The sequence below is a fragment of the Enterococcus canintestini genome (genome assembly GCF_001885735.1).
Lineage (GTDB): Bacteria > Bacillota > Bacilli > Lactobacillales > Enterococcaceae > Enterococcus_C > Enterococcus_C canintestini.
Window position 1 is genome coordinate 1 of sequence record NZ_JXKG01000018.1, and the last position, 22,911, is coordinate 22,911.

The window sequence follows — 22,911 nt, forward strand, 5'->3', positions numbered from 1 at the left end:
TACTTTATTGACATCTATCCATTGTAAATGGTGCTGCAAATTGTATTCAGGAACTTTAGGTAGCGTGTAATAACCGCCAATGTAATTGTGTCCTTTTTTCGTTAAATAATGAAATGAATTCTTACCAATCCTAGACGATTTTATAAGCTCGTTATCTCTAAGAAATCGTAAGGCATCTTCAACAGCTCTTTTGGAAGCAATCGTTTCAATAGAAAAGAAATCGAATAATTGTTGGTTTAAGACTACTCTTAATTCATGAAGTAAACATAAAATGATTAAACTAGTTTTGTTACTTGATTTATAATCTAAATAGTAATTGTAAAGCAATGCTTTCAAAATATCACCGCACTCCTAAAAAGGTACAAATAGGCATTGCCTATTTGTTTCATTGAAAAAGAGTTTCTTAAACAACGTGTAGAAACTCTTTTTCGACTCTTAAGTCCTCCAAGTTTGAGGATTTAGGAGATTGTTGCTCTGAGCGATAGCCCCTTCAAGGTTTGGTGAAGGGGCGTCTATCGCAAGGGGTAGTTGTTCATCTTTTGACCTTCATCTTTTGAACTTATCTCTTGAACTTAATTATTATTATCCTTACTTCTATCTCATATATTTTTCTCTATTCTGTTTGTCCTCGGCGCTTGGTATTTTTTTCGTAGTTGTAAAATTCCTGACCATTTTCGCTTATAAGGGGTTTTAACCCACGTTGAGCGAAAATGGTCAGGAATTTTACAGGCGGAGAAACCCTTTAATACCAAGCGCCGAGGACACATCACTAAAATATCAAAACCACGGTATAACCACGGCGTAACCACGGTATAACCACGGATTTATGCACATCATTTATTTTCATTTGATTTATTCTTTTGCAGCCAATTGAGTGCGTTTCGTACGTAAACCGTTTGTGGCGGCTCGTCTACATTCTTGGCAGTACGTGACACAATGAACTCACCTGTACGCAACGCTTTAATCGCATTTGGGTTAATTTTGAAGCGGTCGACGTTTCGTTTTGTTCCACGTTCGCCTGTCCAATCAGCTTTTCCGACATCAGAATATCCTTCTTCTTGTTCAATCATGCTCGTTACCTCAATGTCTTCATAGGTACCCATTGTGTTACTCCAATACTCTGCTTCGCCAGTCTCATTCGTCTTTCCAATAATCAATGTATTTACATTTCCGACAAGCTGCTCTTGTAATTTATCGCCCAGTTTGGCAATATCTGCCATGGTTTGTGGGGAAAAAATGGCGTGGACACCTGCACCACGGCCTTTGTTTACCATGTCGATAAACGCTTCGTTTAAGTAAGAAGCGGGCTCATCAAAGAGTACCAGTATGCCTTTACTTTGGTTTTTTCGATACATTTCTGACGCAAAATAATTGACGTCCCCCACAAGCATTTGTGCTAATGTACGAATGTATTCTTTGTAAATCAATCCATTTAATGAGACATAAACAATCTCATTTTGACGAGCGATTTCTTGAATATCTAGTTTGTTTTCTGCGCCTTTTGTATCAAATAGTTCCCCCAATTTGCTATCAAGTAACATGTTTAAATTGGTCTGTAATGCTTCGGAAGTAGCGTACAAATAAAACGGAGAGTCTTTGTGTTCATAGCGAATAAACAATCGTTCAAACAATTTCCGCTTGACGTTCTCTCCTGTTTCCTCATTTTTTGGTAGGTACTTAAGATTCCTTTTGAGTAACAGATAATACGAATCTAAATCCAATGTTTCACGATTAAGAACAATCGTTTCTGTCTCTGGTTGTGTGTCTCCTTGTTGGAAAATGTTTCTAAATTTACTATCTTTTACTTGCGATTTTTTCACTTCTTCTTGGTTCTCATTCTCCGTTTGAACGCCTGAATCATCAAGTATTTGTGTTACTTCTTTTGCTGCTTTTTTCTTTGGACGCTCACTTTTTTTCTCTACCTCAATCTCAAATAACTTGGGATTATTGGGTAAGATAGCGTCCGCAAACAAGTGCAGAACGTTTCTAGGAAGCAAGAATTTTTGCACAAAAGGCAAACTTCTTTCGATACCTGTGGTTGTTTCGGTGTCACCTGATAGGTGGACATCAGCACCTTTAAACTCGTCTAATAATTGAATAGTGACTTGCAAAAGAGCTTTTGCGGCGCCTGAATAAAAGACGCTCTCTGTCTCTGCTAAGGTAACCAGCTTATCTCGAATCGATATGTCATTCCCATGTTCTACTGGGTTGTATCGCATATCCCCATCATCTGTAAACGCTCGTACTTCTTTATCGTAATAGCCAGCAATCGCTTGCATGGCTTCCAATGTATCTCGTGCGCCTTTACCATCAATCAGTATTGCTGGCATATTGAATTTAGCAGCATATTGAACGAATAATTGAAGCAAAACAGTCTTCCCTGAACCAGTGGTTGCTGGGATTAACGCATGTTGATTGAACTCGTCAAAGTCCATGATATATGGCAGCCCAAACTCACTTGTCCCTATAAGAAATTGTTTTTTTAGTTGTTCATACAACGCAAAGTCCATGGTTTCAATGGCAGTTTCATACGCACGTTCATGTTCTTCTGTATATCGTTGCGATTCTTTAAACTTCTCTTTCTTTCGTTTCTTGTAGTCTTTGGATTGTAGAATTTGCTTGCGCTCATCTTCTTTTGACACGACTTTCCGCTTGGCGATAAATGCTGAAAATGAAACAAAGATACTGCCCATGCCACACCCACCAAGCACTAATGCGACGATTGTTTCCCAGCTAAATTGTAGGCTCGTGTGTAACAAATTAAGTGGAAAAAAGAGATAGGCGGAAAAGTAGCCACGTGGAATCCATAAAGTAAAACTAAGTAGATTAAGGACAAAAAAGAGAAAGGCTAGGCTAAAAAAAAGAGAGCTTCCACGCTTTAGGAAGCTCTCATAATCCATATCATAGACATGGGCTGCTTTCTCTTTCTTATCAATCGTTTGTACCACTAACAAAGGAATAACGCCCGCAAATGAAAAGGGATAAAGCAACACCCCGACAAAACAAAAGGCAAGGAGTAGTTGCTGGTATTTTGTCCGTTGTGGAGGTTGGTTGGTTCCTTTTGAAGGATTTTTTGACTGAAACAGTCCATTAAAAAAATTATTTTCTTGCACGAGCTCGTCTCATTCCTTTCGTTGGATTTTTTGCAGAAGGTGGGGCTGGCTTAGTTTTAATGGTTCGACGACCAGCTGTCCCGTTCTTTGCTTTTTTTACTTTTACAGGTGGTGCATTTCGTTTGGCCATGCGTGTAATCGGTGGCACAACGGTTGTCGTCGGACGACTTTCTGTTGCTTGAACTTTCGGTGATGGTTGGTCAATGACTTGTTGAACAGCTTGCATTTTTTGACGAACAGGTGCTTTATATCGCAATGGACTGCCCCCCGTTCCGTTTAAGGAGCGTCCTCTTGATTGGCTGTTGGTTTTAGGTGTAATCGTTGTATTGGCAGGTTTTTGCCCAATCGTTCGGTGTTGGCTACGGGCGACTGACCGATTGTTTGTCGCTTGCCGCTGTTTGGTTCCCGTCTGTGCAGCTTCTGTCTTAGCCAGCGCTTGTTTTTGCCCTTGACGACGTGTCGCTGAACGTTGACCGTCGACGCTTCCTTTTCGTGATTGTCCTATCCGTCGGTTGTTTTGAAGGATTTGTGTCCCTTGTTGTTTCTCTCTTGGGTCGGATTTTCCGTCTGCTAACGGGGTTCCTTTCCTCAAGTTTTGATTGGCTGCCACAAGTGCCGCTGCTGTTTGCAAATTCTCCTTGTCGTAGGCTTTGCGCTGACGTTGACGAGCAAGCTGTTGTTGTTCCTTCGATTCTTGCTGGCGTCCTTTTTCGTGTAGATTTTGCAGATTCTGTTGCACTTTTTCCACACTGTTAGGGGCTTTGTGCTGTGCTTTTGGTTTTAACTCACGTCGTAAGGCACTGCGCTTGGCTTCTCGTTCTTTCACGGGTTTTTGTTTCAATCCAAGCTCTTGTTTTCCTCGTTTTTTCGCTTCTTCTTGGCGTTTTCTCAGTGCGGCTTTTCGTTCTTCTTTGGCTTGTTTGCGGTGTTCTTTGTTGGCTGCCTTCTGTTCTTTTGCAGCTTCACGCATTTTCTTTTCGGTACTAAATGGGTGGGTTGCAAACGCCATTGCGTCGGCTAAAGAGACCCTTCCAGTAAACAGACTACCTAAGAATTTACGGAAGATATACAAACCTAATGGCGTCAACAAGTAAATTAAAATCGTTAAGATTTTTTGCCATGGATTATCAACCGCGTTACTTAATTGAAACCCTAAAGACAGAAACGTAGCAAAGAAGATACAGGCAAAGCCAGTCATAGCTTTCATAAAAATGGTCATGCCAAATGCTTTGAAATAATTCACAAAGACATTGATTCCTATCATGAATAATCCAACTAAAAGAAGAATTGGTAAAAGCGGTAATAAGAATATCTGTAAAACCGCTATGACGAGACGAACAAAGCAAAGGACAAAATACACAATCGTTTGAATCAAATTCACGACAATGTAAAACAGTCCGTAGAAAGTATTATCCAAGTTCTTGTAATACTGAACGTTTCGATTCTTAAGCTCTTCTGCTTCATATTTTGTGATGTCTTCATGAAGTTTAATATTCTCATCATTGGTCACATCATTATCCAGTAAAATGTTGATACGGTCGTATTCCGAGTCTTTGTATTCGACTTGTTTTTTACGAATGGTTTCAGGATTAGACGTACCATAATTCATCAGTAAATAAGGTTCATAGACATTGGTGTAAAATACACGAGAAGCAATCAACTCTCCTGCGCTTTTCATGCGGTCATTAACGTTCCCATCTTTACTTTCTGGGACACTTTCACCATTTAATACGGGATTGACTTTTACAAATGCCGCTTCAATTTGTTTGTCTGCGTCAAACATTTGGTTGAACAACGAATCGGACGTGTTGGCGTCTTTGCAAACGGAAAGACCTGTAAAGATAAGGATTGTCATTAGAAAGACACGTAGCGCTTGGCGAAATCGCTGCTCACCAATGAATTTAATTCCCATAATTAACGTAACAAACCCAATTCCTATCGTTCCAGCAATACTCAACATGTTTCCTGCGATATTGGAGGTCAATTGTTGAATAGGTTGTTTAATCGGTGTGACAACGTCCATACTAAAAAGAAACTTGACCATTTCAGCATTGAATTGACCAAGTCCTTTAACACCAGACCATGTAAAATTCTTTAATATAGCAGAGGCATTGGTAATTGCTTCACTTATTCCAGATAAACTTTCTTTGGGTTTATCTTGGGTCATTAATTCAAACGAATTATCCTTGTAATTCTCGTAAATGGTATCTACGTCTGTGGTAGGTTCTCTGATAATAACCTTATTTTCATCGGGTTCTGGTGCCGCAAACACGGGCGTAGATTGTGTAAACATAAAAAAACAGCCTACAAAAAGTAGGACTGTCAATAATAGTGATTTCTTTTTCAAAGGATCACCTCATTATTTCTGGTTTATTTTGGTTAAGGACACGTCTTTTTCACCATTTTTTGCTGTTATACTGCCGTTTTTTTCTTTTACGTCTGTTAAAATTGTTGTACTAATTCCTTCTAAAGTAATAGTTAACTTTTTATCTTTTTCGTCATACTTGTAACTACCACCATAGCTAGAACTATTTTCTGTTACGTTTATTTGATTATCATCATAAAAGGTCAATTTAGTTGATACTCCAAATCCTTCGCCTTCCCATTCTCCACCATCAGCAGTCAATGTATCTTTAATAGAGTTTCCTCCACAACCAGTTAAAAGCAAGATACCTACAAATCCAATAATCCAAAGAAGTATTTTTTTCATATGAATCCCCCTAATTAAAATAGTTTTACGATATAATAAAGTGTCGCCTTATCCGACAGTCTTGCGACTGGAAGGAGGTGTATACCATGTTTCAAGAATTTCTTTGCCCCCTTCTTGTCGGCATATTCATTGCCTTATTCGAGTATTGGCTGAATAAGCGAAACAAGAAGTAAAACATGTAAAGAGGCGACATCAGCCCACAGAAAAACCCCTAGAGAATCCGACCTCTCTAGGGGTTTCGTGTACACCATGTTCCTTCTTTGCACCCCTAGTATACCACAATTTTCTTGTTATTTCTAGGAACTTTGTTCTAATGCAAGCGCCACTTGGGTCGCTTCGTCTTCTTTATTGGTAGAAGAAATCGCAAGTAACCAGCTATCAAATAACACATCAATGGCAATCGGTTGATTTCGTCCTCTGTGGTCTTGGAAAAGACACGTCCCTGATTTTAGTTCATTCATTAGCTGAACGTTGGCGCTATTAGGTTCCATACCAAAGAAGTGTAACACTTTTTCTTGTGCTTCTTTTTGATTTGGACGAAAGGCAAACTTATACGATAACAATTCCTTCTTGTCTTCTCTATCATAATCCATAAACGCTTGAGTGACAAGGTATATATCTGTCATGTTCGCACGTCCCTTCCGTAAACTATCTTCAATTAAGAATCGTCCTTGAGCGGTATCTTCAAAGCCTTTGGCTTCATCAAAAATAATCGCTGCGTCTTCGTTTTTGTCCGTGGAGAAAATGTATGTCATTTTCATTATGACTTCCATAATGGACATGCCAGCGATTTGTTCATTATTTAGATTTTTTGCCTCTATTTCTTCCTGTGTGGGGATTTGTAATCCTTGGGTACCCAATACATTGATTTGATTTTCAAAGCGAATCGGTTCGCTATAATCGTTTCCTAAAAGGATTTTGCCTAACCCTACATTATAGCCTGAAATTAATTTGGCTAGTTTTGGGTCTTTTTCTCGAATGACCTCAATCACCTTCGTTAAGTGTTTCTTTCCTTTGCCACTCATAACTGTTTCTACCGCTTCTAAAATCAACGTTTTCTTATCACTGGAGGTATGGCTGTCCGTGTTGACTTCTCCAAAATTTTCCAAAACGTTGCGGGCAGTTTGAATCGCTTGTTCTCTTGGTAAAAACAATAATGGGTCAAGCATTCCTCGATATTTTTCCTCATTCGATAAAGAAATGAAATTAATTCGCTCAAACAACGCTTTAAATTCAGGAATGTAGCCAAATTTTTCTAATGCTTTTCGGAAAAAAACTTCCGTTTCATTTTTTGGGTCAACGTAAAGGATTTTTTGTCCTAAAAAAGTGAGCCACAAGAAAATATATTTCACCAATACAGATTTTCCCTGACCCGGCGGACCGATAATCAACGTATTTCCGTTAGTATGTTGGGCGCCTTCAATGGCTCGTTTCGTTAAATTCGGAAAAAACCAAATGATTTTACTCGATAACGATAACGCATGTTGAACGGATTTAAACTTCTTCGCTGTAATCACTCGACCAAGTGGCATACCATAGCGATTCCCCACCTCTTTTTCAAGGTCAAGTCCAAAATCAGCCACATAGCCTGTGGTAACCACTTGTTCATAGCTCTTAAATTTGCTGACACTCCCGATTAAGCATTGATTGAAAAGGGTCAGTTGGTCAACAAGTGGACGATAGACCTTGTAAGCTGTACCATCAAGAACAAATTCTACTTCTTTGATTCGTTCTTCTAGCTCTTTTTTGCTTTCTGCCGCTAATACAAACGTAATTGTCATGCGACACAAGCGACGTTCTTTGCTTTTTAATCGCTCATTAAGGTCTCTCAACCGTTCTTCCCCGAACAATACGACCTCATCATCATCTAAAATGCCGTCAACGGTTTCTTGGTCTTTGTCCTGTTCAAAAATTCGCTTTCTCATTTTATGCACGTGTCGACGGTCTTTATCCTCATGGTCAAATGTCACTCGTACATGTGTTTCAATCGGCGAAGACAAGCTATCCTGTAAATTTTGAACAAATGCGCTCCCAAACATACTGGTAGGAACGTCCGTTAATGTTAGAAAAGATAGATAATGTGTCTTCCCTAACTGTTCGACGGTTAGATAACCACTATGATTTTCAATCACCCCTTCGGTCATTTCTTCTACAAGTAATTCACGTTGTGGTAAGCGTGTATTTGCACGGTGGAAGAAATAATAAAAAAGACGACCCATTGTTTTTGTATCTAAACGTTCTATTTGTTTGTAATTCGCTAAGTCATTGTATAATTGTTTTTCTGCTTTGCGAAACGTTGATAAAAGGACACTTCTTGGCACTTTTTGTCCTGTCAAACGGTGAATCAATCGTCCACACATATCTTTAAACAATTCAACGTATTCTAAAGGGTTGGCTACTTGAATAGGTGTGGTAAAACGGACAAATAAATACGTGTTGTACTGGTTCATTTGTACTTCGTCCTGCAAAATTTCTCCTGCTTGTCGAAAATAAGTTTCCCCAAGGTCTGAAAAACTTCCTCGTACGAGTTTGTCAATGGTTTCTTCTACATGGTCTTCTAAGTCAAAGTATTCAGGAATATTCATTAAATGATATTCGTAATTGTCATGTTCAAATAATCCCTCCCCATCTTCAATGTACTCCTTAAAAAAATCTAAATCATTTAAAGGGAAAACTTGGTGGGCGATTTTGTAGCCTACCCAAACTTCTTGCGTTTCTGTAAAAACAAAGTTCTCTGTCATTGCTTCCACTGGAAAAGCTAATCGAGGTTCTTTCTTTTTTAGTGCCACCCCATCACCTCATTTCTTTTTGACTTGGTAGGTGACTTTTTCATGAAAAAAAGGTACGAACAACTCATGCTCGTACCGCTTTTTTTTCTGTAGAACGTAACTTCCTCGTCCTAGAATGTAATCAATAAAATTCTTGTTGTCCCATTTCAATGAAAAGAGCGTCCAAACAAGGACGCCCACGCTTGCAATCACGATTAACCAATAATTTGTAAAAAGGGATTGGATAAAGGACACCTTAGCAATAAAGCCTAATAACCAAATCAGCAAGGTTAGAAAGATAAACACACCACCTACAACGATATGTTCCAACCGTATGCCATTAGGTGCTAAAGGGATTGCATAGCCCTTTATGGAATAAATCTTGATAGGCTGCTTAAATTCTCTTGTATAGTTGTACTCCATACATTGACCATTCCTTTCGGTGGTAGAATAACACCTGCACTAGGGTTAAACACCTTATCCTTAATCCAATTCCCTATTTTTTCTGCATCAGACAACATTAAAATCAAAGCAATTAACACCAACACGCCTAGAACTGTACAAATCGTACGGGCGAATCCTTGTGTCACAAGTCCTACCACAATCAAAAATAAGGCAACAATCGCCAACAAAATAATCACTTGTCCTGATAAATTATCCCAAATGGGTTTTAAATCAAACATAGTTTCACTCTCCATTCATTTTCGTTACATAATAACTTTCTTTGGTGGGTTTAATTTCTAACGTAAAATTAGACGTTAATGGGTTACTTTCATCAAAAGCGAACGTGTAAACGCCTTGAACATAGTAATTGCCATTGTCTGTTTTTAGCACTTTTTTTGGTTCAACTTTCACTAGTGTTGCCTTTCCTAACCCTTGAACATTGGCAATTAACGCTAGTTTTTCATCATTGGTCACATACAACTCAAAAAATCGTTGCGTAAACTCAGTGACTTTGTTTTTTTCTTCGTCTTTCACGTCACTTCCCTTTGGTGTAAAACGATTTTCTTGGTAGATACTCGTGTTTTTTTCTTCTGTTGTCGCAAGATTCGTAAATGAGGGGCGGTCAATCAGTTTCATTTCTTGCCCTTCATAGCTCACTGGAAGAATCACTTGTACTTGCTGCCACGTATCACCTTCTGTAAAACGAACATCATAATATAAACGATACAGGGCTTCTTTTTCGCCAATCGTGTCCATCTTAATAAAACGAACGTTCCGAGCGATTCGGTCAACACTTGTCGTGCTAAAGCCTAAATCATTAGGATTCAAACCTGTTGCCAAAAAAGGTGCCAGCTGTTCTTCCCAATACTTTTTCCCATTATCTTTGTGAGAAATCGTAAATAATCGGTCAGCTAACTTCATGCCCTCATAGCGCAATTGTTCGGTGTCCTTTAAGGCATTGTTGACGTTTGTTACCAACTCCTCTTTATTCACTTGCTTACTCATAGCAATTCTTGACAAGGTATCTACTCGACCAAAGGTCATTAAAACGACCACACACATCACCAAAAAGAAGCTAAAAAACATGAACGATACGACACTTTGTGCGGTTCGTGGCGCAAAGCGTATCGTTCGTGTACTTGGGTCTGGCTTTTTTTTTCGTTGAAACAATGCCACCCCTTTATTTTTTGACTGCCCTTTTTTTGCAACCTTTTTTTTACTCGTCACTGTTTGCGGATTGAATACGGGTTTTCGTTCAGTCATTTTCAAGAATTCCGTAGCGTTGAATCAGTACCGTTGGGACTTTATTTTCCACCACGACTTCATTCACCACGACGCTTGCCCCTTCTAAAAAAGCTAAGGCTTCTTTATATGCCCCTTTTGTCGTGTGAATGTGTTGGTGAATTTCTTCATAAAACAACCGAGCGCCTGCTTGGTACGCTTTGTTATGAATCCGCCACAAAACAAAAAGCGCTGCTTGAATCGCTGGACGTTGGTACGCATAGGTCGTTGCGATTGTTTCTTTCGGTTGTTCTCGTCGTTCTGACTGATTTATTTCTTCGTGCAATAGAACTCACTCCTTCGTATAGATTATTATTCTAGTAATTGTTGTATCTTCTCTGTGTCTGTCCCTGCGTATCTGCCTTTTGGCGTTACAATGGTCGGAACAGTTTCTAACTGATACTTGGCAATGTACCCTTTATTTTTTGGTTGATTTAAATTAATAAACAACAGATTATCATTGGCTAAATTTTCCTTGTACAATTCGGGGAAAATCTTTTGACAATCGGAACAATCATCTTTGTAGAATACAAGCGCCCGTTCTTCATTTGTGGCAATCGTTACAACGCTTCGGTCAAGTTCTTGTCGCTGAATGGCTTGATTTGTCTGTATTGTAGAAACCACAAGCCAAAAAATTCCTAGCAGAAAACAAGTGCCTATTCCTAAAAGAAAATGAACCCTTCTACCTTTAAGGAACATGGATTTCACCTAAATTCTTAACAGAAGTAAATTGTTTGGCTGTAGGGTCAAACGATACTTTATACATAAAGGTGCCTTTTTGAGCGTTGCTACCAGCAATAGTTACGGAATATTCAACCATGACTAACGCTTTGATTTCCTGCTTTTCAGACGCCATTAAATAGATTTCTGGCTCTCTTTCTAAACGTGAAACAGTTGTGACAGAAGGGGTGATTGTATCTGCGTCTTTTGGGAAAAGCCCATTTAATGCTTGTTGGTTCGCAAATGTGCTAGCTTGTTCCTTTCTTGCTTTGACACTTTCTTTTTCACGGTCTGAATGATAGTCAAAAACAGCTGAAAACAGGTGACTGGTGGCAGTAATCAGTCCTTCGTTGTTTGTTTCTTTTGGTGCGGTTTCTGTTTGCTTAGAAAATTTTTCTAAACGTTGTTCATTCTCAACAAGCGTTTCTTTTTGCTTAGCTAACTCTTGTTGGTACCGTTGAATTTCCCTTCCCTGTTCTTGCCTTTCAGACACAAACCAAAAGCCACCTAAAACAAGTATGACCAACAATACGGGACATAGAATTTTGCTAATAAAATCATAGTTGCCCATAGACACTATCCTCCTTTTCCTTGAATGAATTCCGTTTGTGCGACAGTTTCTTTGTTAATCACTCGCCAAGAACGTGTCCCAGAACCACTACTTACGACATTGGTTTCACTAACCAACATACTACCGTCTGGATTGACATATTCCACTACTGCAATATGTCCATAAGGGGGCGTAGACCCAGCTAAACCGCCATAGAAACTAGCAGCCCAACCAACAGTAGGCTTCCCTTTTACAACGGTGTACCCTTTTGTTCGTGCCGTAGCTCCCCAAGAACCACCATTCCCACCGTCACCTGAAAACCACTCAATTGGGCGTCCAATTTGTGCCATTCGATTAAAAGCACCCCACGTGCATTGTCCAAATGGATAACTGTTTCCTGCATAATTTTTATTATCGGGTGGTGGCAGGGTTAATTTCCCTTTATATTCCGCTGGAACATCTAATGTTGGTGCGGAATTTTCTCCCGTGACCTGTTCCGACGTATCAGAAACCACAACACAATTACTAGATTGACCGTTTGCTTGTTCTCCGTTGTTCTTAGGTAGGTTATCAAGAATACTAGGTATTTCGTCTCTTTTCTTGTAGGGTGCAGCTCCGTATTTTTGAATCGCTTCTTGGTCTAACCATTGAAACTTTCTACCTAAATTGTTGTAGGTTGTTGTTAGTTTCATAAGATAGGTTGGGTCAGTCGCCCAACCACCCTGATAAATAGCCGTGAGCGTTCCTAAGCCATCAGTATTATTGATAGCTCCTGTGTAAAGACTTTGGTGTGCCATAAACTCCGCTTTGCCGACAATGCCTGCATTATAATCTTTAAACCACGTGTAAGCACCGCCTGTGTTATCACCGACGTTTGTTCCCGCTTTTGTTCCTGTAATGTCAACAGAATCACGTCCAAATGTAGCCAAAGTGAGTGGAAAATCATTAATTTTAGACGTTTTTACCCCGCCCATGTTGTGTGCTTGCCAAAATGACGTTCCCGAAGGATTCGTAAAGTTAAAGCCATTTTCTACCATGGTTTGCGCAATGCTGGCAGACGGTAAAAAGCCGCCTGCTTTCCACGAAAGAATGTAGGCGTCTTTATGACTTTTTACAAATTCATCAATCGATTGTGGAACAGTGGTTCCGTCAGCTGGGTTGTCCATACTAGGTGTAATACAATCTGAGTTATTACTCATTGACCCCCCACTAATCATTAATATGGTCAAAAAGACACTACCTACTAACAAGAAAAAGGGGAGTAAAAAAAGAAAACAGCCACAGACGAGTTTTTTCTTAATCATGCAACCGCCTCACTTAAAAAGCATTGTTAAAAATATTCCTACAGCTGTTGAAGCACTTAGAACGGTGAGTGAAAAAACGAAAAAAAATCTCTTTTTTGTGTAATCTTTATTGAGTAAACGATAAAAAAAGAATGCTGCTAAAACACACAGCACCATAGCAACTAAAACTAACACGTTAACTCCCCCTTTTCTTTAATCATTGTTCATTGATTGACGTTTTTTAAAGAAGACAAAACCAGATACTAGTGATAAGATACCGCCTGCGGTAGATAAAAAGACATTCATTTCTTCCCCTGTTTTTGGCAATACTTTTAACTTCCCATCATTCCCTTTTACTTCAACGTTTCCACTAGGCAACACTTTAAAATCTGATTGAATGGGTTTCAATCCCTCTTCTGTTTGTTTTAGTGGTGTACCATCAAGAACGGCAACAATTGATTCCCCGTTTGCCGTTGTAATAGGTGTGTTGGGTGTTGGTACATGGGTGATTTCATTGACATTACTCGTTTCAATGGGTACGGTTGGCTGCTGACTAGTATTCCCACCATGACTAATTTCTCCGTTTGGTGTCACAACGACATCTACTGGTTTGTCAGGCTGTGTGGGTTTCGCTGGTTTTTCAGGCTCCGTTGGTTTACTTGGTTCTACTGGCTTTTCAGGTTCAACAGGTTTACTTGGTTCCGTTGGTTTTTCGGGTTCACTCGGCTCTGTTGGCGTTGTTGGCTCTGTTGGGTCAACAGGTTTTTCAGGTTCACTTGGTTCTGTCGGCTCTGTAGGTTCTGTTGGTTCCACTGGTTCCGTCGGGTCTGTTGGTGTGACAGGTGGTTCAACGGGGTCAACAGGTGGGTCGACAGGCGTTGTTGGTTCCGTCGGGTCAACGGGCGTACTAGGGTCTGTTGGCACTTCAATTGGTGGCGTACTTGAATCAGTAGGGACTAATTCGTCTGCAAATACTGTGGTTCCAACTGAACCGAATAAAAGGGTTGCACTAAATAAACTGGTTAAAATCATTTTTTTCATGAAAATTCCTCCTAAAATTTTGGGTTTATTGATTGATTTCAAAAGGTTCTTCTTTGGGTACTGTCATTACTCTGTATTGTTTCTCTTCTTCCTTAATTGAAAATGTCACTTTCTGAGTAGTTGTTTTTTCTTGGTTATTTTGTAGGTTAATCACGTAAGAAACCTGCCAAGTCGACCCATCACGTTTGACTTCCCAAGGCAAAATACTTTTGATTTTTTCTTCTGTTCCTCGAAACTCTTTCAATGTTTCTTTGTCAACAAAACGCTTGATTTTCTCTTGTACTTTGTCATCTTCTTTTGTTCCTGTGTAATAATTAGATAAAAAGAAGCGGCTGAATGTATCAATTTTGGCTTGTTGTTGGACTTGTTTTTCCAAGTTGTTCAATTGTTCGCTCACTTCACTTGGAATCTTAGGCTCTGATTGAACAGATTTTCCAAGATAAAATCCCCCCAGTAGTAAAAAAAATAGAAACATGACTTTAAGAAACGTCGCAAATTTGACAATCATTCTTCCCCTTGTGTAAGGAGCTTGAACAATCAGTTCCTGACTAGCCGTTTTTTGTTTGGTGTTTGTTCCTGTTTTCCTTCTTTTTGTTCCTTGTGTTCGCTTATCTTTAGGTAAACTTTTTTCAAATAATGCAAGAAATGCTCTTGCGTCTTCAGAATCAACCTCCTCATTATCCCGTACAGGTGCTTGAATGGCTTCGACAATCGTTTGACCCTCTACAGGCAATGTTAATGTCGCTTCAAGCGTCGCTAAATCTTGGTTTTTCTCGTTATAAATACAATAATCAATCACTACTTGTTGATGGATTGCCAAAAGCTCTCGACTGGTCTCTTCTAATAACGGAATTCCTTGTACCAAAGGAAGCCGTTGTTTCATTGGTAAATCAACGACTGACCGATTTTGTTCCTCCGTTGAAAATTCAATCCACATGTTTATCACCCTTCCACAGGTGCAAGTTCTTCAACATAAACCACTTTTAACGGTTTATTGCTCGAAAATTTAATACGATACTCGGTGTCTTGTAGTGATAAAATAAAGCCGTCTTCTATCCCTTCTACAAAGTACGTATACTCATTGGCTTTCACATGAAAATGATTTTGAATGGCTCTATTTTGCTGCATTTCTACCCACTTAGGAAAACTGGCAAGCTGGTAACCCCCAACGCCACCTACAACAAGTAGAAAGATTCCTGATAAAATAATCATTCGATTTCCTCCTTTGTATTCGTTTATTTTGAATTGAAAATACGTTCGTACTCTGCTTTTGTAATTGGTGTTTCAATGTAAAAAACAGGTGCGTCGTAATTCCCACTTGGTGAGTGAAGATAAGTGGTTCTTTGCGTGTCTACTTTTAGCGTGAACGTCCGCTGATTTTTTAAAATTTTGAGCGAACTAATTTCATGAATGTTTCGCTTTGTAATTAAGTTATTCACTCTTGCTTCTAGCGTTTTGGCTTTTTTCAGTTTGACGTACAATAATTGTCCTTTGCCGCTACGCCATTGCAAAGCAAGGTCTTTCTCTTGGATTGCGATTTCTCTCATAACGTCAAACCTTTCTTGTCTTAGTAAAGTTGCTTCCATATTTTTCCGTCCTTTTCCTAGAATAAAAAAAGAACGCCAACTTATTATTAGTCAGCGTTCTTTTTAGTTCTTATGCTTTGCGTTTCTTGTAAACGATAACTCCTAGAGTAACAAGTACAAATACGCCTAACATTGTCATCACGATTGACAATGTTGTTTGTTCGCCCGTTTTAGGTAACATTGCACTGGTTTTCACTTCTTTTGGTGTTTCAGGTGTATTCGGTACATGTGGTTTTTCAGGTGTTGGCACTTTAACAAAATTCACGGTTTGTTCTTCACTTGTTAAGTCCACGTTGTGTTTCGCCACTTCTTCAAATTCGATTTCGTTACTTGGTCTTTCTTCGTCAGGTTCAACTTGAGCTTCTAACCATTCCGCAAAGCTTAAACCTTTTCCTTCTAATTTCCGACCGTCAACTAAAAATTCAAAGAGAAATTCTAAAGTAGTTTTATCTGCTTTGAAAATCTTTTCAGCATTTGTGCCGTCCAATTTCACACCGTCTGGCGTAATGTACCCTTGCACTAATAATTTGTACATTTGCCCAACAATTAAGTCGTTCAATTGTACCCATTCCTTCACTTTCTGATTTGGTAGAGCTTGTAATTGTTTTTCGCCGTTTTGACCTGTTGCTTTTGTATGAATCGTAGGGTTAACAATACGTATTGTTTGACCTTTGTCGTGAATGTCGGTGTGAGAAGCGACTAAACGTCCGTCCCGATAGACATTTTCAAATACGACGGTCTCTTTTCCTGCTAATGCGCTTGCGTCAAAGACAAAATCTAAAGAAATCGTTCCGTTAGGGTTTTCCGCAACAAAGACTTTACTTGCGGTAATTTGTTGGCCATTTGCTAACAATGGAACATCTTTTCCAGCTTTTAATGACGCTTCTTTGTCCATTAACACGCCATTGACAGTATACGTTTTTCCTACAATCAGATTGCTATATTTGACAGCGTCTGTAATGGTTACTCTGCTTAGTGGGTTTACTTTTTGTTGGTTTGTGTATTTCCCCATAGCTGTTGTACCGATTTCAGGTGGAATCCGTTTGTTTTCCACTTCTAATGCAATCACTGTACCGTCTTTCTCAACGGTTACAGTAAATGGTACGTCTTTATCTAAGGCTAGATACCCTGCTAATGGTTTCACTTCTTTGAAGAAGTAATCGCCAACCAATAAATCGTTCACATTGATTTTACCGTCTTTGTCAGTTTTGAATGTACCAACAAAGGTTGTACCTTTATCGTCTTTTTTGAACAAGTCAAATGCGACACCAGCAATCGCTGTTTTTTTGTCAAAATTCGTTGTCGTGTCATATTTCAATACTTCTACATTGGCTTTCGCTAAGCGATTTGCAAAGTTGATTACTTGAATCGTGTCTGTATCGCTTGTCACTGAAAAGACATAAGGTGTAGGGTTTAAGACATATTTTTCAGGTGCTTCAATTTCTCGCAACTCGTAACGGTCTTTTCCGTATTTTAAGGTATCCGTTGTAACAAAGTACCCTTTCTCATTCGTTGTAAAGACGTCTGAAAGCTCTGTATCGTTCGGTAATACCATTGATACATAGCCACCTTGACCATTGTTTGCTAATTTATCCCAAATTTTGAATTGAGTACCCGCTAAGGCAATGGTTTTCCCTGTTTCTTGGTCTACTTTAACTACTTTTAATTTTTGTTCAATGATTTTATCTTCTAAAACATAGTTGATTGTTTGACCGTCTTTTTCAATTGTGACAGCAAACGGTTGAATTAATTTGTACCCTTCCATTCCTTTTGTTTCAGAAATTTCGTAGTCATCATAAGCAAGACCTTTAAACTCAAAGTAGCCATTTTTATCCGTTGTTGTTTTGACTACTTTACCTGTTGTTTTAGATTTTGCTTGTAACTCAACACCAGCTAATTTTGGTTTAATATCAGAATTTGTTGTTGCGACTAATTCTTTGTTTCCAACTTTGTAACCATTAATGTTTCCTTTGATAACACGGTCTTTAGCAGTAATTACCGCTGTTTCTCCAGCAGGTACAGATACAAAAAGTTTGTCCGTTGATAACGTGTACCCTTTAGGCGCTTGGATTTCTTGGAAGTAGTACTTGATTGGGTCTAAGTCTTTTACTTCTGCTTGGACTTTGCCATTTACATTTTTTAAGGTGACTTCGGCAACTTTTGTTCCATCTTCTTTGTATAAACCATATTTAGCGCCTTCTAAAGTCGCTTTTCCTTGGGCTTTATTTCCTGTTTCAGTATCTTCTTTAACGATTTTGACATTTCCATTTTTAATTACTTGTAGTTTTAAAATACTATTTAAGGGGTCTGTAGGGCGTAATACTCCTATTTTTTGTGCATTCCCTGATTGAAAAACTAATGGTGTTCCTAAAATTTTGATACGGTCTAAGCTTACTGTTGCGTTATCAGGTGCTGTTTTGTCAACTACAATAATGAGTTTATTTCCATCAATAGTGGCTTTTACCCCTTTAGGTACACGGATATTTTCCATATTTTTCAATGTATTATTAGTGTCCGTTAAAACTAATTTATCACCAATTTTAATGACCTTAGTTTGATTGTGAAAAGAAGTTCTTTTCTCTGCTTCACTAATTAATTTTTGAATGTTGGCTTTTCTTGATTCATAATCTAAACCATTGTAAATAGTATGGTACTTCGCACCAAGCAATTCCCAAATCATCATTTGTGTGGCAATGTATTGTTCGTCGGATTGGTCTTTGTTTTTAATAAAACCAAAATGTGAAATCATGGTAATTTTATTTCTAAGATTCACATCTTTCATATAACTAGATAATTCACTACCAGTGTGAATTGCACCAATCGCAGCTTCTTTATTCGGCTCAATACAGAAAGCAACTTCTCCATTAACATAGAACTTTGCCCATCTATCCATTGTGAAGTTTTCACGGTCTTTTGCGGAGTAGACAATCCAGTTAATCCCTTTATCAATCCACTTTACATCTAATTTTTGTTGTGGCAAGGCTTGTCTTTTTGCTCTTGACTTAACGACTTCTTTTTTATCTGTAGTCGCTTTTGCTGGTTTTACAACTTCCTTACTTTCTACTGTCGGTTCAGCAGGTTGCTCAGCTTCTTTACTGCCTACAACCGGCTTAGTAGGTTGCTCAACTTCCTTACTTTCTACTGCCGGCTCAGCGGGTTTTTCAGTTTCTTTACTGCCTACAACTGGTTCAGCTAGTTGCTCAGCTTCCTTGTCATCTACTGCCGGCTCACTTGAAATTACCGGGCTATCAGCAGCATTTTGTTCTTCACCGATCGTCGCATCGATATTTTGTTTTTCATTTCCAGTAACAGGAATTTCTTGTGTTGGCTCTGTAGTTGCTTGTTCAGCTGGTTTTTCGCTAATAGCTGGTTCCTGCTGAATAACTACTTGTTCATTGCTTACTTGGGTAATTTGCTGTGCTGAATCACTTGTTTCGACAGCATTCACTAATGTGTTCCCGCCAAACAAGAACATATTCGCAAATAACACAAAAAGCATGCCTTTTAGAAAGGAGTGCTTTCTAATTTTACTATTCATATCTAATGTCCCCTTTTCTAAATTATTTGATACAAAAAAAGAAGACATTTTCTTCATGTCTTCTTTTTTAACTATTTCTTATTTTAAACTCACATTAATTTTTATCTGGGTTATAGAAATCTACCGTCCATTTTCCAATTGTTTTATTGTCTTTGTTTAATAAATCAGTTGTACTATATCCCCATAAGTACCATTTACTATTTTCATCTTTAATTTCTTTATCCCCATAAGCAATAGCTTCTGCTTCACTATCAAAAATCTTTCCACTGTTTCCAACATTAACTGGCGTCATATCTTTACCTGGTGTCACTGGTTTTTCAGGTTCCGTTGGTTTGCTTGGTTCAGTAGGTTCTACTGGCGTTGTTGGTTCTGTTGGTGTCACAGATGTTTCAGTTTGACCTGTACCTCCATTTTCAGAAGGTGTTGTTGCTTGTGTCCCATCTTGGTTGCCAGTTTGTGGTTGTGCTGGTGTCGTTGTTTGTCCACTATTTTGTGGCGTTTGCGCTTGGTCTCCGTTGACAGGTTCTCCTGCTGGTTTAGAAGCGTCTACTTTATCCTTATCTTGAATAACTGCCTGACTGACTACTTGACCATTGCTTTCTTTAACGGTTGCTACATTACCTTCAAAGCTAATGACACGTCCAACTGGTAAGCGGTACTGTTCCCCAGCACTTAAGTTAATCCCGTTGATTTCAGCTAATTTGACATGATTTACATTAATTTTTTGCCCAATCGCCCATAACGTATCTCCAAGTTTCATCGTGTATTCTTTTTGTCCGTTGACAATTTGAATTTGGTCAGGTGTGTTGGCTTTCCATTCTGCTGCGTTGGCTTCATGTCCAGCGACTACTAACCCACCTAATGCAATACTTGATACGATTAACCCTTTTACAATGCTACTTTTCATCTTTTCCTTCCTCACTTTCAGTTTTTAGTCTTTTTAATTCTTCTTTGAACAATTCCTCAGTAACAAGCCCTTGTGTCAATTTTCCAACATATGTCTTTTTTTGCTTCCATAACTCGACAATTTCCTTCAAATCATCTATTGCTTCGGGATTGACGGTTATTGTCCGCATTTTTTCTTTGCATAATGCTCCCTACTTTCATCTTACAAACATAGTTTTCACGTAAAATAGTTGCATTACAACTATTTTACAACTATTTCCAAAAAATTTTTTTGTTATATTTAGATAAGATAAATGAAAAGGAGACATCTCATGACAACTAGAAAAAAAGTGATAGGCGGTATTTTAGGAAGTGTTGTTGTATTTCTTTTAGTTGTAATCGCCTTCTCCCTTCAAGGAAAATCAACGATAACCAAAGAAAGTAAAACGAGCAGCAGTCCTTCTGTTTTAGTAGAATCAAAAGAAGATACAAAAACAGACACGACTTTGCCGACACATGCTGACCTGAAAAAACAACTCGGCGTAGCTTATGAGGACTTAGGCAGCTGCCAAATCATCACTGTCTTTTACAAAGATAAAAATCAAGCAACAATGGAAAATAAACAAGGTATACAGGTTCAATCGTCCCTTTCTCTTGATAATGAAACAGACTTAACGTTTACGTTAAAAAATATTGAACCACCCATCAAGGGTCTTAAGGTGAGCGACACCGTTTCATTGATTCGGGCCAACGCAAAACTTTACGCTTACCAATAACATCAGGTGATCGACATTTTCGCTTCATACTACCGCCTACTTTCTTTGATTATTCAGTTTTCAAGGTGTCATAGAAATTTTTGTTCGCTAGGCCGTTTGTTTAACTCCAGAGCAAACCAATGTATTCCGTTTCTGCATTTTTTAAGTCTCATTTAAAAACGTATCAGTTTTTTGTGCGACTACTGTTGCCTCAATTAAGTTATGTTGAAATCCTTTTATACCACCAACATTCACATACCGGGCTTTGATTCGATTTCCAGAGATAGCCCGTACAATCCACGAAGTACCTTCATGATCAAAGAAATTATTTTGTTTTATTGAGTGATTAAAACCTATTTTTTCTAACTTCATGGCTTTTAACATTACTTCACCCTTTCTGAAATTTCTATCATTCGTTGACTAATTATCTTCAAGTTTCCAATTAATGAACTCTTTTAGCGTTACTCCATACATGTTGCAGTAGCGCTCTAATTCATCTTTTTTCCAAGTAATTTCTGATTTGCCTGTATCTAAGTTAATTGTCCAGATTGAAAACAAGTTTTTATATTCCCAAACAATTTCAAATCGTTCTTCTTTCGTAAGAGGCTCTTGGATTTCAACTAATTTCATCACTCGTTTTATAATTTGTAATTTTTGATTAAAAGTTATATCTTCCCTCAACAGTTCATCATTTATCAGCTCTGCTAAAAGCATTTCTTTATCACTGATGGTATCCGTGTTTTCTCTGATTATTTTGATATCGTATCCGCTCTTCTTTCTACAATATCCATGTTCTTTCTCCCACTCTATCTTTTCATTCATCTAATATGCTGGCTCCTACGAATATCGGGAAGAGTCTAATTTCTTCCAGTAAAAAATTAAAACACTCCCTTGCTTCTTTAATCCATCTATTTTCCGTCCTATGGAAACCATTAATTTTCTCTGTTCTCTTCTTCGATCTACCCTAACGGGTATTCGACTGGATTATGGCGTCCGGATCCAGAACCCTAGTAGACAACGGTAAATGCTCCTGCAAATCATTTGCTATCCTGGCAAGTGTCTACATGTACTACCGCACACGCTTAGAAACAAGTCTTTTAAAAAACTTTTCCTAAGTGATCTCCTCATTACTGAAGATCTGATTTTCTATTTCACAAATGTACGTAACCTTATCCCCTTAGTAGCGGTTCTGATTAGATAAGGCGCTATAGCCGATCATTAGTCCCAATTCCCACAATCTTCATTCTTGTGCCATCCATGGTTTACCGAAAACCCTCATCGTTTTCGTTCATTTCCGTTCCTAGCTCCTATAGCATGGACTCATACGCGCCAATTCGTTGTTGTACTTACGTAAAAGAGAACTGACGTTGAGTTCAAAAAAGGTCTAGCGAGTATGCCCTAACTTTAGCCGCGGACTCTCCAAGTCCACTATGATCACTAAGTTCTCCATGGATTTTCCAAGTGTCCAAAGGCTTTCCTTGTTTCCTTTGATTAGATGTTAAGGTACATCGAAAAAGAGAACATTAAGTATTTTGTTTGTCTATTCAGTTTTTTAATCTTCACTCTGATTCCCTTTTGGAAGCAGCCAACGTAACGGTTGCCCTAGTTTCACCCGACGTGCGATTGTTTTCCCATAGATATTGGTTACACATTTGATATTTGGATAAATAGCTTTCAACGGGAAGATTTGTTTCTCATACTGTTTGCGCTCTAATCCTTCCATGTATACTTCAAATTCTACAACGTTTTTGCCATCAACACGAAATTTTCGTAAACGCCGAAGGATACGCGTCTTTTCTTCCGGAATAGAAACTGTTTCAAATACAGGGAAACAATAACACTCTGCACCAAAATGTTGAATGTCTGTCATACGAAAAATTCTTTGATTTTTTGCTCGTGTAACTGGTTTTTCAATTTTCTCTTGTTCTCTCCTCATACTTTTTATCTCCTTTTTCGACAATTGCTTTAATACCGTAAAATGGTTATACTCTGCTTATTTCTGATCTATACCATTTTGGATATTCTCTTTCTACTTAATCGATTCAAACTCGAAAGAGCCTTTAGGTAAACGATATTTCTGTCCACATATTGGACATTCCCAAATCCATGTCTGAGCGAAATGTGGTGTCCCGCAAGGCAAGCGTCTATAATGCACGATATGTTTCGCTAGATTTCCGCAATCACATTCAACATAAGTAGGTGGCCAACTGGCATATCTCATCGTTTCAAGTGGTACA

General features: G+C 38.5%; 23 protein-coding genes and 1 pseudogene. 2 read left to right on the forward strand and 22 right to left on the reverse strand.

The genetic code is table 11. The features are described from left to right. From RU96_RS13115 to RU96_RS09915, 4 genes and pseudogenes are all read right to left on the reverse strand, one after another. Positions 1 to 336, reverse strand: a pseudogene (locus RU96_RS13115) (ArsR family transcriptional regulator); the annotation flags it as partial. A 497-nt stretch (positions 337 to 833) separates the two neighbouring features. Continuing rightward, positions 834 to 3,113 (reverse strand): type IV secretory system conjugative DNA transfer family protein, encoded by a 2,280-nt coding sequence (locus tag RU96_RS09905; RefSeq protein ID WP_071865377.1) that lies wholly within the window; start codon positions 3,111 to 3,113, stop codon positions 834 to 836. Then, the gene (locus RU96_RS09910) at positions 3,100 to 5,460 is read right to left on the reverse strand and encodes a CD3337/EF1877 family mobilome membrane protein (RefSeq protein ID WP_071865378.1); all 2,361 of its coding nucleotides are present in this window, start codon (positions 5,458 to 5,460) and stop codon (positions 3,100 to 3,102) included. The genes RU96_RS09905 and RU96_RS09910 overlap by 14 nt, the downstream gene beginning before the upstream one ends. 12 nt (positions 5,461 to 5,472) lie before the next feature. Further along, entirely contained in the window at positions 5,473 to 5,823 is a 351-nt protein-coding gene (locus RU96_RS09915) for a hypothetical protein (RefSeq protein ID WP_067396482.1), read from the reverse strand. An 86-nt stretch (positions 5,824 to 5,909) separates the two neighbouring features. Between RU96_RS09915 and RU96_RS12865 the strand changes: the two genes are divergently transcribed. Continuing rightward, a complete protein-coding gene (locus tag RU96_RS12865; protein ID WP_143139644.1) occupies positions 5,910 to 5,996 on the forward strand; it encodes a type I toxin-antitoxin system Fst family toxin in 87 nt (28 codons plus the stop codon). Positions 5,997 to 6,119: 123 nt separating this feature from the next. Here the strand turns inward: RU96_RS12865 and RU96_RS09925 are convergent, their stop codons facing one another. From RU96_RS09925 to RU96_RS13410, 15 genes are all read right to left on the reverse strand, one after another. Next, entirely contained in the window at positions 6,120 to 8,612 is a 2,493-nt protein-coding gene (locus tag RU96_RS09925; protein WP_143350964.1) for an ATP-binding protein, read from the reverse strand. 9 nt (positions 8,613 to 8,621) lie between these two features. After that, positions 8,622 to 9,014, reverse strand: coding sequence for a TcpE family conjugal transfer membrane protein (locus tag RU96_RS12870; RefSeq protein WP_000456293.1), 393 nt, complete (start codon positions 9,012 to 9,014; stop codon positions 8,622 to 8,624). Then, on the reverse strand, positions 8,960 to 9,274 hold the full coding sequence (locus RU96_RS09930; protein ID WP_071865379.1) for a hypothetical protein: 315 nt from the start codon (positions 9,272 to 9,274) through the stop codon (positions 8,960 to 8,962). Before RU96_RS09930 ends, RU96_RS12870 begins: the two co-directional genes overlap by 55 nt. Positions 9,275 to 9,278: 4 nt before the next feature. Next, on the reverse strand, positions 9,279 to 10,298 hold the full coding sequence (locus RU96_RS09935; protein WP_071865380.1) for a conjugal transfer protein: 1,020 nt from the start codon (positions 10,296 to 10,298) through the stop codon (positions 9,279 to 9,281). Then, positions 10,291 to 10,602 carry a hypothetical protein gene (locus tag RU96_RS09940; RefSeq protein WP_010746391.1) on the reverse strand — a complete coding sequence of 104 codons (312 nt, stop codon included), beginning with the start codon at positions 10,600 to 10,602 and terminating at the stop codon, positions 10,291 to 10,293. Before RU96_RS09940 ends, RU96_RS09935 begins: the two co-directional genes overlap by 8 nt. Before the next feature lie 26 nt (positions 10,603 to 10,628). Then, the gene (locus RU96_RS09945; protein WP_035016678.1) at positions 10,629 to 10,940 is read right to left on the reverse strand and encodes a thioredoxin domain-containing protein; all 312 of its coding nucleotides are present in this window, start codon (positions 10,938 to 10,940) and stop codon (positions 10,629 to 10,631) included. 64 nt (positions 10,941 to 11,004) lie between these two features. Beyond that, a complete protein-coding gene (locus RU96_RS09950) occupies positions 11,005 to 11,607 on the reverse strand; it encodes a hypothetical protein (protein WP_071865381.1) in 603 nt (200 codons plus the stop codon). A 5-nt stretch (positions 11,608 to 11,612) separates the two neighbouring features. Continuing rightward, positions 11,613 to 12,890: a CHAP domain-containing protein gene (locus RU96_RS09955; RefSeq protein WP_010746394.1), complete on the reverse strand. Its 1,278-nt coding sequence runs from the start codon at positions 12,888 to 12,890 to the stop codon at positions 11,613 to 11,615. Between the two features lie 9 nt (positions 12,891 to 12,899). Continuing rightward, positions 12,900 to 13,064, reverse strand: a complete 165-nt coding sequence (locus RU96_RS12965; protein ID WP_010746395.1) for a hypothetical protein — start codon at positions 13,062 to 13,064, stop codon at positions 12,900 to 12,902. A gap of 18 nt (positions 13,065 to 13,082) precedes the next feature. After that, positions 13,083 to 13,910: an LPXTG cell wall anchor domain-containing protein gene (locus tag RU96_RS09960; RefSeq protein WP_071865382.1), complete on the reverse strand. Its 828-nt coding sequence runs from the start codon at positions 13,908 to 13,910 to the stop codon at positions 13,083 to 13,085. A 25-nt stretch (positions 13,911 to 13,935) separates the two neighbouring features. Continuing rightward, positions 13,936 to 14,847: a hypothetical protein gene (locus RU96_RS09965; protein WP_071865383.1), complete on the reverse strand. Its 912-nt coding sequence runs from the start codon at positions 14,845 to 14,847 to the stop codon at positions 13,936 to 13,938. A 5-nt stretch (positions 14,848 to 14,852) separates the two neighbouring features. Then, positions 14,853 to 15,122, reverse strand: a complete 270-nt coding sequence (locus RU96_RS09970) for a hypothetical protein (protein WP_010746398.1) — start codon at positions 15,120 to 15,122, stop codon at positions 14,853 to 14,855. Positions 15,123 to 15,145: 23 nt separating this feature from the next. Next, positions 15,146 to 15,496: a PrgU family protein gene (locus tag RU96_RS09975; RefSeq protein ID WP_067395690.1), complete on the reverse strand. Its 351-nt coding sequence runs from the start codon at positions 15,494 to 15,496 to the stop codon at positions 15,146 to 15,148. Between the two features lie 70 nt (positions 15,497 to 15,566). Then, positions 15,567 to 19,034, reverse strand: a complete 3,468-nt coding sequence (locus RU96_RS09980) for a SpaA isopeptide-forming pilin-related protein (protein ID WP_211269911.1) — start codon at positions 19,032 to 19,034, stop codon at positions 15,567 to 15,569. Between the two features lie 94 nt (positions 19,035 to 19,128). Continuing rightward, positions 19,129 to 19,941 (reverse strand): LysM peptidoglycan-binding domain-containing protein, encoded by an 813-nt coding sequence (locus RU96_RS13410; RefSeq protein ID WP_071865384.1) that lies wholly within the window; start codon positions 19,939 to 19,941, stop codon positions 19,129 to 19,131. Positions 19,942 to 20,251: 310 nt separating this feature from the next. On the opposite strand from RU96_RS13410, the gene RU96_RS09995 reads away from it, so the two are divergent. Next, entirely contained in the window at positions 20,252 to 20,695 is a 444-nt protein-coding gene (locus RU96_RS09995) for a hypothetical protein (protein WP_033646635.1), read from the forward strand. Positions 20,696 to 20,836: 141 nt separating this feature from the next. Here RU96_RS09995 and RU96_RS10000 read toward each other — a convergent pair whose 3' ends face one another. The 3 genes from RU96_RS10000 to RU96_RS10010 form a co-directional block, all read right to left on the reverse strand. After that, the gene (locus RU96_RS10000; protein ID WP_010746403.1) at positions 20,837 to 21,058 is read right to left on the reverse strand and encodes a hypothetical protein; all 222 of its coding nucleotides are present in this window, start codon (positions 21,056 to 21,058) and stop codon (positions 20,837 to 20,839) included. A 36-nt stretch (positions 21,059 to 21,094) separates the two neighbouring features. Continuing rightward, the gene (locus RU96_RS10005; RefSeq protein WP_010746404.1) at positions 21,095 to 21,496 is read right to left on the reverse strand and encodes a hypothetical protein; all 402 of its coding nucleotides are present in this window, start codon (positions 21,494 to 21,496) and stop codon (positions 21,095 to 21,097) included. Positions 21,497 to 22,226: 730 nt separating this feature from the next. Then, positions 22,227 to 22,610 (reverse strand): hypothetical protein, encoded by a 384-nt coding sequence (locus RU96_RS10010; protein ID WP_010746405.1) that lies wholly within the window; start codon positions 22,608 to 22,610, stop codon positions 22,227 to 22,229. Positions 22,611 to 22,911: the final 301 nt, after the last annotated feature.